Annotated in this window: 4 protein-coding genes; 1 reads left to right on the top strand and 3 read right to left on the bottom strand. The window is 68.0% G+C overall.

Going from position 1 to position 7292, the window contains the following annotated elements:
• The 3 genes from FJY88_10330 to FJY88_10320 form a co-directional block, all read right to left on the bottom strand.
• Positions 1–1071: divalent metal cation transporter (locus tag FJY88_10330; GenBank protein ID MBM3287728.1), on the bottom strand; the 1071-nt coding region annotated here is incomplete at its 3' end.
• Entirely contained in the window at positions 1071–2348 is a 1278-nt protein-coding gene (locus FJY88_10325; GenBank protein ID MBM3287727.1) for a magnesium transporter, read from the bottom strand. The genes FJY88_10325 and FJY88_10330, both read right to left, overlap by 1 nt.
• Positions 2345–3307, bottom strand: a complete 963-nt coding sequence (locus FJY88_10320) for a DUF72 domain-containing protein (GenBank protein MBM3287726.1) — start codon at positions 3305–3307, stop codon at positions 2345–2347. The genes FJY88_10325 and FJY88_10320 overlap by 4 nt, the downstream gene beginning before the upstream one ends.
• A 165-nt stretch (positions 3308–3472) precedes the next feature.
• On the opposite strand from FJY88_10320, the gene FJY88_10315 reads away from it, so the two are divergent.
• Positions 3473–7292 (top strand): hypothetical protein (locus FJY88_10315; GenBank protein ID MBM3287725.1); only part of this gene is annotated, 3820 nt, incomplete at its 3' end.

Raw genomic sequence — 7292 nt, 5'->3', positions numbered from 1 at the left:
GCTCGCGTACATGATCCCGAGAAGGGACACGCCGGGCAGGAGGATCATCCCCGCCCCCAGGACGATCAGGGCCGTGTAGAGGACGTAGAACTGCCGCGCCTCGGCGTAGCCCTTGTCGACGCCCGATTCCCACCCGAAGGCCTCGCAGATCGTGTACGAGGTGGACAGGGGCAGGATGCTCGCGGCGAAGACCGACGCGTTGAGCAGTCCGAAGGCGAAGAGCCACGACGCGTATGGGCCCGCGAGGGGAGCAAGTGACCGCGCCGCGTCGGCGGCCGACTCGATCCGAACCCCGTGCGCGTGGAGGTTCGTCGCGCATACGGTGACGATGAAGACGGCGACGATCGTGACCGACGCGCAGCCGATCAGGGTGTCGAGCCTCGAGAGCGCATAGTCCTCGATCCGGACATTCTTCTCGGCCACGGCGGCCTGTTGGTAGAACTGCATCCAGGGGGCGATCGTCGTGCCCACCAGGGCGATCAGCATGATCAGGTAGCCGGAGTCGGGCTCGAGCCGGGGAAAGGCGAGAGCGCGCGCGATCTCGCCGCCTTCAGGCGGGCGCAGGAGGCCCGCGATGATGTAGCTCACATAGAAGAGGCATGCCGCGAGGAAGACCTTCTCGACCGTGCGATAGGTCGCCCGCAGGACGATCCCCCACACGAAGAGGGCGGCAAGGGGAACGCTCAGCCACCGCGGGGCTCCGAAGATCTCCCCGGCGGCGGCGACGCCGGCGAACTCCGCCAGGATGTTCCCGAAGTTGGTCGCGAGCAGAAGGAGCATCAGCCAGAAGGTGATCCTCACGCCGAACCGCTCCCGGATCAGGTCCGAAAGCCCCTTGCCGCTCACGACCCCCATCCGGTTGGACATCTCCTGGACGACGATCAGGCCGAGGCACAGAGGGGCGAAGATCCAGAGGGTCGCGAGACCGTAGCGGGCGCCGGCCTGCGAGTAGGTGGTGATCCCCCCGGCGTCGTTGTCGACGTTGGCCGTGATGATCCCCGGACCGAGGATCGCGAGGAAGAGCCTCAGGCGCAGGATGGCGCGCCGCAGCTTCGCGCGCCAGCGCCGCATCAGGCGCGGGCCTCCCGCTTGAACTCGGGCAGCAGGTCGTCGAAGGCGTGCTTGATCAGGATGACCCCCATCATCCGCGTCTCTTCATCCACCACGGGGCATCCGAGGAAGGAGTACTTCTGGAAGACCTCCGCGACCTCTCCCCTCTCCTCGTCGGGGCCGACCGTGACGAGGCGCGTCTCCATGATCTCGCTGACCTTCTGCTCCGCTCCCGCCCGGAACAGGCTGCGGAGCGTCGTAACTCCCTTGAGCCTGCGTTCGGAGTCGAGCACATAGACGTAGTAGATCGCCTCGATCTCCGGCGCCATCCGCCGGACCTCGTCCAGCACCTGAGCGACCGTCGCCTCGGGCCCCACGGAGACGAACTCCGGCGTCATCAGGGCGGCGGCCGTCTTCTCCTCGTACTCGATCAGGCGCTTGATCTGCGCCCTCTCGGACGGCTCGACCTCGGCGATGATCTCCTCGCTCTGGACGTCGGGCAGGCTCGTCAGGATGTCGGCCGCCTCACCGGGGTCCATCTCCTCCAGGATGTCGGCCGCGACGGAGGGGGCGAGCTGCGAGATCACGGCGGCCTGGACATCCTCTTCCGTCTCCTCGAGAACATCCGCGGCCGTCTCCGGATCCAGGCTGTGGACGATCATCGTCCGCTCGTCCTTCCCAAGATCCTCGAGGATGTCGGCCAGCTCTCCAGGGTGGAGCTTGCGGATGTTTCCGTGGGTAACCTTGAGGCGAAGGGGCACGCCGACGGACGCTTCCTCGGCGAGCGGCTGCACGAACTTCCAGGAGATCAGCTCGTCGCGCAGCGCCTTGCCGAAGAGCCCGACCAGACGGCGGACGGCGCGCTCGGCCTTCATCCGCCGGAGCAGGCCGGTGAAGCCGACGTCCACATGGACGATCCAGACGCGATCGGTGAAGAGCAGGTGGACGTCGTTCACCCTTTCGACCTTCGCGCCCTGGACATCGACGATCTGCTTGTCGAGGAGCAGGTCCGAGACGAGGAACTCGGTCCCCTCGAGGTGAAGGCTCCGCAGCGCGGCGGGATCGATTGCGATCGCCTGTCCGGGGCGCAGGCGCTGCAGATCCTCCGCGGGGATCCCCGCGACCTTTCGCTCCCCGGCGCTGCGGCGAATCACGAGCCCCGTGACGGCCGGGTAGAGGTCTCCGGGCGAGGCGACGAGATCGGAGACGCGGCCGATCGCCCGCCCCTCCTGATCGACCACGCGCCGCCCGAGGATCTCGGACACATAGAGGAAGGCGAAGGCATGATCCCCGTTCATGGCCCCTCCTCTCGCGGGCGCGGAGTCCCAGCGGGGCTCCCCCGGCCGGTCTCCTCCTCCCACACGCGCAGGAACAGCTCGATCGACCCGGGGGCGAATCCCGCGTAATGGTTGTTGAAGTAGGCGTAGAGATCCCCCACGCCCGACGCGACCCTCTGGAGGACCGGGACCCACTCCCTCATCTCGCTCGCGCGATCGACGACGAGTTCGTCCCAGTCGCGGCTCTTTCCTCCTCCCTCCCTCTTGTGCGCGACCAGATTGTCCATGGCGTGATGGTCCCCGAGGAACCGGACATAGGAGAAGTCCGCCGTGATCGGATCGCACAGCTCGAACCACCTGGCCGGCCTCGGCATCGTCACGTGGTCCACCAGGGCCAGGGCGATCCCCCGCGATCGGAGCAGATCCATGAGCGGCGGCCGGAGCCACGTCTCGTTGCGGATCTCCACCACATACCTGCCCCTGTCGGGCAGGAGCGGCAGGAATGCTTCGAGACGCCGGAGGAACTTCTCTCCTGTCTTGTGCTCCTCGGCGTCCTGGCGCTTCGGGAAGTACTTGAACTGGAAGAGCAACGGCCCGAGCTTGCCTCCGAGCCGTTCCATCGTCTCCAGGAAGCGCTCCCAGTCCTCCCTGCAGTTCTCGAGATGCTTCTCGTGGGTGATGACCTTGGGCACCTTCGCCGCGAAGACGAAGCCCTCGGGGACCTTCCTTTCCCATGCGTCGACCGTTCGCGCCCCGGGCATGAAATGCCACGTCGCGTCGATCTCCACCGTCCGGAAGACCTTCGCGTAGTGGGAGAGGAACTCGTGCTGCGGGAGATCGGCGGGATAGAACGACCCGCACCAGTCGGTCGTGCTGAAGGATGAGGTCCCCAGGTGGAATCTCTCGGGCAGGCGGCTCAAGTCGAATCGCACTTCGCTCTCCCTCCGTCGGTCCGGCCGAGTGGCGTCTCTTCCTCTCATCCGGGAGGAGCACGGGATCTGTATGTCGGCGGGCCCTGGTGAATCCCCCTGGCGGAGGATTCACCAGACTCTATGTGCGCCACGGGAGGCTGTCAATCCGAGCGGGCGCGTGACACGGCAAGCGCGCCGTCGTAGGCTCCCGGAGGACCTGCCCACGGAGGAACGATGCTCCAGAATCGACAAGCAGTTCGCTCGGCGGCAATCATCTCGATCCTCGTCGCGGCCGCGAGCGCCCTCTGGCTCGCCGTCCCGCACGGAGACCCGAAAAGCGAGAGCTCCGGATCGCTCGACGTGGAGATCGCGAGTCCGCGCGGCGACGTGCCGGCGCTCCACTCGATCGACGTCGTCTTCGACGCCCCGATGATCGCCCTGGGAGCCCGAGCCCGCGAGAAGGGGAAGGCGCCTCTGCTGCTCGATCCTCCCCTGCAGGGGAGCTTCTCCTGGATCGGCACGCGCGCGCTCTCCTTCATCCCGCGCTCCCCCGTGCCGGCAGGGACCAGGATCGTCTGCCGCGTGCCGCGGGGAACCGCCGCCCTGGGCGGCGAGGCCCTCGCCGCGGATTACGTATGGGAGATCGTCGTCGGCCGGCCCCGCCTCCTCCGATCGATTCCGGCCCAAGGAGGGATGCTCGCCCCCGACGAGCCGCTCTATCTCCTGTTCAACGCGACCCCCGCGCCGTCGGCGGCCGACTCGATCCTCCTCACCGGTCCCTCGGGCGCGATGAGGCTGCGGCCGGCGGCAGTCGACTCGATGGCGATAAGGGAGTTCTTCCGCGGCGGCGAGCGCGCGGAGCCACAGAGGATCCTCGCCCTGCGCCCGGAGGCTCCGATCGCCCCGGGCAGGACATACCGGCTGTCTGTGCCGGCGGGGTTGCCGTTTCTCTCCTCCGCGGTCGGGATAAGAGAGCCGCTCGCGATCGAGTTCACGAGCTTCGGACCGCCTGTTCCGGTCTCCATCCATGCGGACGTCGACGGTTTCATGCTGGGGCTCGCCGGACCTGTCGATCCCGAGGCCCTGCAGTCGCGCCTGACGCTCCTGCCCCCGGCCGGAGAGATGAGTGTGCGGCCCGTTCCCGGGTCGCGCTTCGTGGGATCCCCCGGCGGCGGCAGGCCCGAGGCCAGCTATCGCGTCCAGGTCAGGTTGCGCCCGGGCGCTTCCTATACGCTCGCGATCAAGGCGGGCCTCACGACCCTCCTCGGCGAGAGCCTCTCCTCCGATGCGCAGATCGGCTTCACGGTTCCCCATCTGCATCACGAGCTCAGGATCGTCCCGGCCGGCGGATACCTGCCCCGCGCCCCGGAACCCTTCATCAGGATCGAGGGGACCAATGTCGACACCGTCGAGGTCTTCGGCGCGTGGGTCGCGCCCGATAGCGTGGATGCGCGCCTGACGGGCTCAGCGCGCCGCCTCGCCCGTCCGCGCCTGCCGCTGCTGGCCCGGTGGATCGAGCCGAGGGAAACCCCCGACAGCTCGCGAGCCGTCCACATCCCTCTCTCGAAGCTGGGACCTGCGCCCGCCGCCGGCCGCGTACTTCATCTGCGGGCCCGTGCGCGCCCGCTCCATCGGTCGCCGCAGGGCGCGAGGGATCTCCTGCGCGACGATGCGCTGATCCAGATCACCGACCTCGGCCTCTCGATCATGTCGGGAGAAGGCCCTGGAATCGCTTGGGTCACGTCTCTCTCCAAAGGGAAGCCGGTCGGAGGCGCCGAGGTCCTCCTCCGCGTCCCCGGCGCGCCGACTCACTCCTGGAGCGGCGTGACCGATTCAGAGGGGCTCGTCTGGCTCCCTCCGATGCGCGACCTTCAGCTGCCGGATGAGACTCCGCTCGTCGCGCAGGTCCGGCTCGGTAAGGACGCCGCCTGGATCGAGCTGTCGAGGTATGGTTGGACATCCTGGGACGATGGCCACGGAGGCGGCGGAAACCGCGCCTTCGCGTTCACGGACCGTCCCCTCTACAGGCCGGGAGAGACCGCCCACTGGATCACGCACCTTCGAAGAGCGAGCCATGCCGGTCTCGCCGCCGCCGCGGTCGATGCGGTCTTCTACTCGATCCGCGGACCCGACGGCGCGATCGTCGACCGCGGACGGATCCCGCTCACGGCTCCCGGGGGAGGGAGCGGCTCGTACAACATCCCCGCCGGAGCGACGCTCGGAGATCACTCCATCGCATTCTCGATGACGGGCGGCGATGAGGCCTCGGAGATCGGGTGGGCCTCCTTCCAGGTTCAGGAATACAAGCTTCCGCGATTCGAGGCGCGGCTGGAGCGCCCGGACGGGTACGCCGTCTCGGGATCGACCGCTCATGTCGAGGGCCGATTCTCCTATCTCGGAGGCGGTCCCCTGGCCGGCGCTCCGGTGCGCTGGACCCTCTCGCGCCACACTTACTGGTCGCGCCCGAGAGGGTACGGCGACTTCGCCTTCCACGACGAGCGGCCGGCGGGAGGCGACGACACGGGCGAGTGGCGGGGAATGACGCGCCTCGCCTCCGGAGAGGGAGTCCTGGACGCGGAGGGAAGGACCCGCCTTCCCGTCATCCCCGACCTGTCCGGTCTATCGGAGGATCAGACCTACGTGCTCGAGATGGGAGCGCGGGACATCACGGATCGCTCCGCGTACGACGTCGTCAGCTTCCCGGCCTTGCGGGCGGCGGTCAGAGTCGGCGCTCGGGCGGTCTTCGATCCCGACCGGCGGGACGAGACGATCGAGTTCTCCGCCGTCGCGCTCGACACGACCGACAAGCCGATCGAAGGGCGGGAGATCCGCTGGAAGATCGAGAGGCGAGAGTGGAGAACTGTCCGGGTCCGCAGAATCGGCTCGGTGTTCGGCTACGAGAACGTCCCGCACGATGAGGTGATCGAGGAGGGGAAGTTCACATCCGCCCGCGATCCGGTCGTCCTCCGCTATCGTCCCTCCTCCCCCGGAAGCTACTCGTTCGTGGCGGAGGCGAATGACCTCGAGGGAAGAACCACGAGGGCGCGGGATGCCATCTACGTCTCGGGCCGCGAGGCGGCGTCCTGGTACCGCGATGACGCCGGTTGGCTGGATCTGAAGTCCGACAAGAAGAGCTACGCTCCCGGGGACACGGCCTCCATCCTGATCCCCGGACCCGCCGTCCCCACAGAAGGCCTCCTGCTCGTCTTGGACGAGGGCGTGCAGCGGGCCGTGCGCATCTCGCGTCTCGAGGGATCCCCGAGGATTCCCGTGCCGCTCTCGGGACTCGCGCCCTCCGGACCGACGGTGCACACGGTGCTCGTCGGCCCCACCCTGGTGCCGCAGGGCGCGGATGGAAAGAGGCGCCTTCCCTACCACGGGTGGGGAGCCATTCCCCTCCAGATCCGAGATGAAGACTGGCGCCTGCGCGTTTCGGTAGTTCCCGATCGCAACGCCTACGAGCCGGGCGAGGAGGTCGCTGTGCTCATCGATCTGCGCGAGATCTCGGGCGGACCGGTGGACGGCGAAGTGGCGCTCGCCGTTGTCGACGATGCGATCTTCGAGTTGATCGAAGCGGACGATCCCGATCCCGTCGCGACATTCCTTGCCTCCCGGGGAACCGGCGTCGACTACGACGACATCCGCTTCCGCCTCTCCCTGTCGCCGCGCGGCGAGAAGGGAGCGCTCACGCCGGGCGGAGGCGGAGGCGGAGGCGCCCTTGGGCTTCGCAAGCGTTTCGCCCCGACGGTCCACTGGGATCCATCGGTGAAGGTAGGCCCGGATGGGAAGGCGACGGTTCGTTTCCGGCTCGCCGATGATCTGACTCGCTATCGATTCCGCGCGCTCGCGTCCTCGGGTATCGATCGCTTCGGCTACGGCGAAGCCAAGGTCGATGTCCGCAAGCCGATCCAGATCGAGTGGGGAGCGCCGCGCTTCGCGCGAGAGGGCGATCGGATCGAGATCGCCGCAGCGGTGAGGAGCCACCTCGATCGCAAGATCGAGGTCAAGCTGGAAGCCAAGGCCGAGGGGGCGCGCATCGAGGGAGGGAGCGCGC

It is taken from the genome of Candidatus Eisenbacteria bacterium, assembly GCA_016867495.1.
Taxonomy (GTDB): domain Bacteria; phylum Eisenbacteria; class RBG-16-71-46; order CAIMUX01; family VGJL01; genus VGJL01.
The sequence above is the reverse complement of the archived record's forward strand: the minus strand, read 5'-3'. Positions and strand labels throughout refer to the sequence as shown.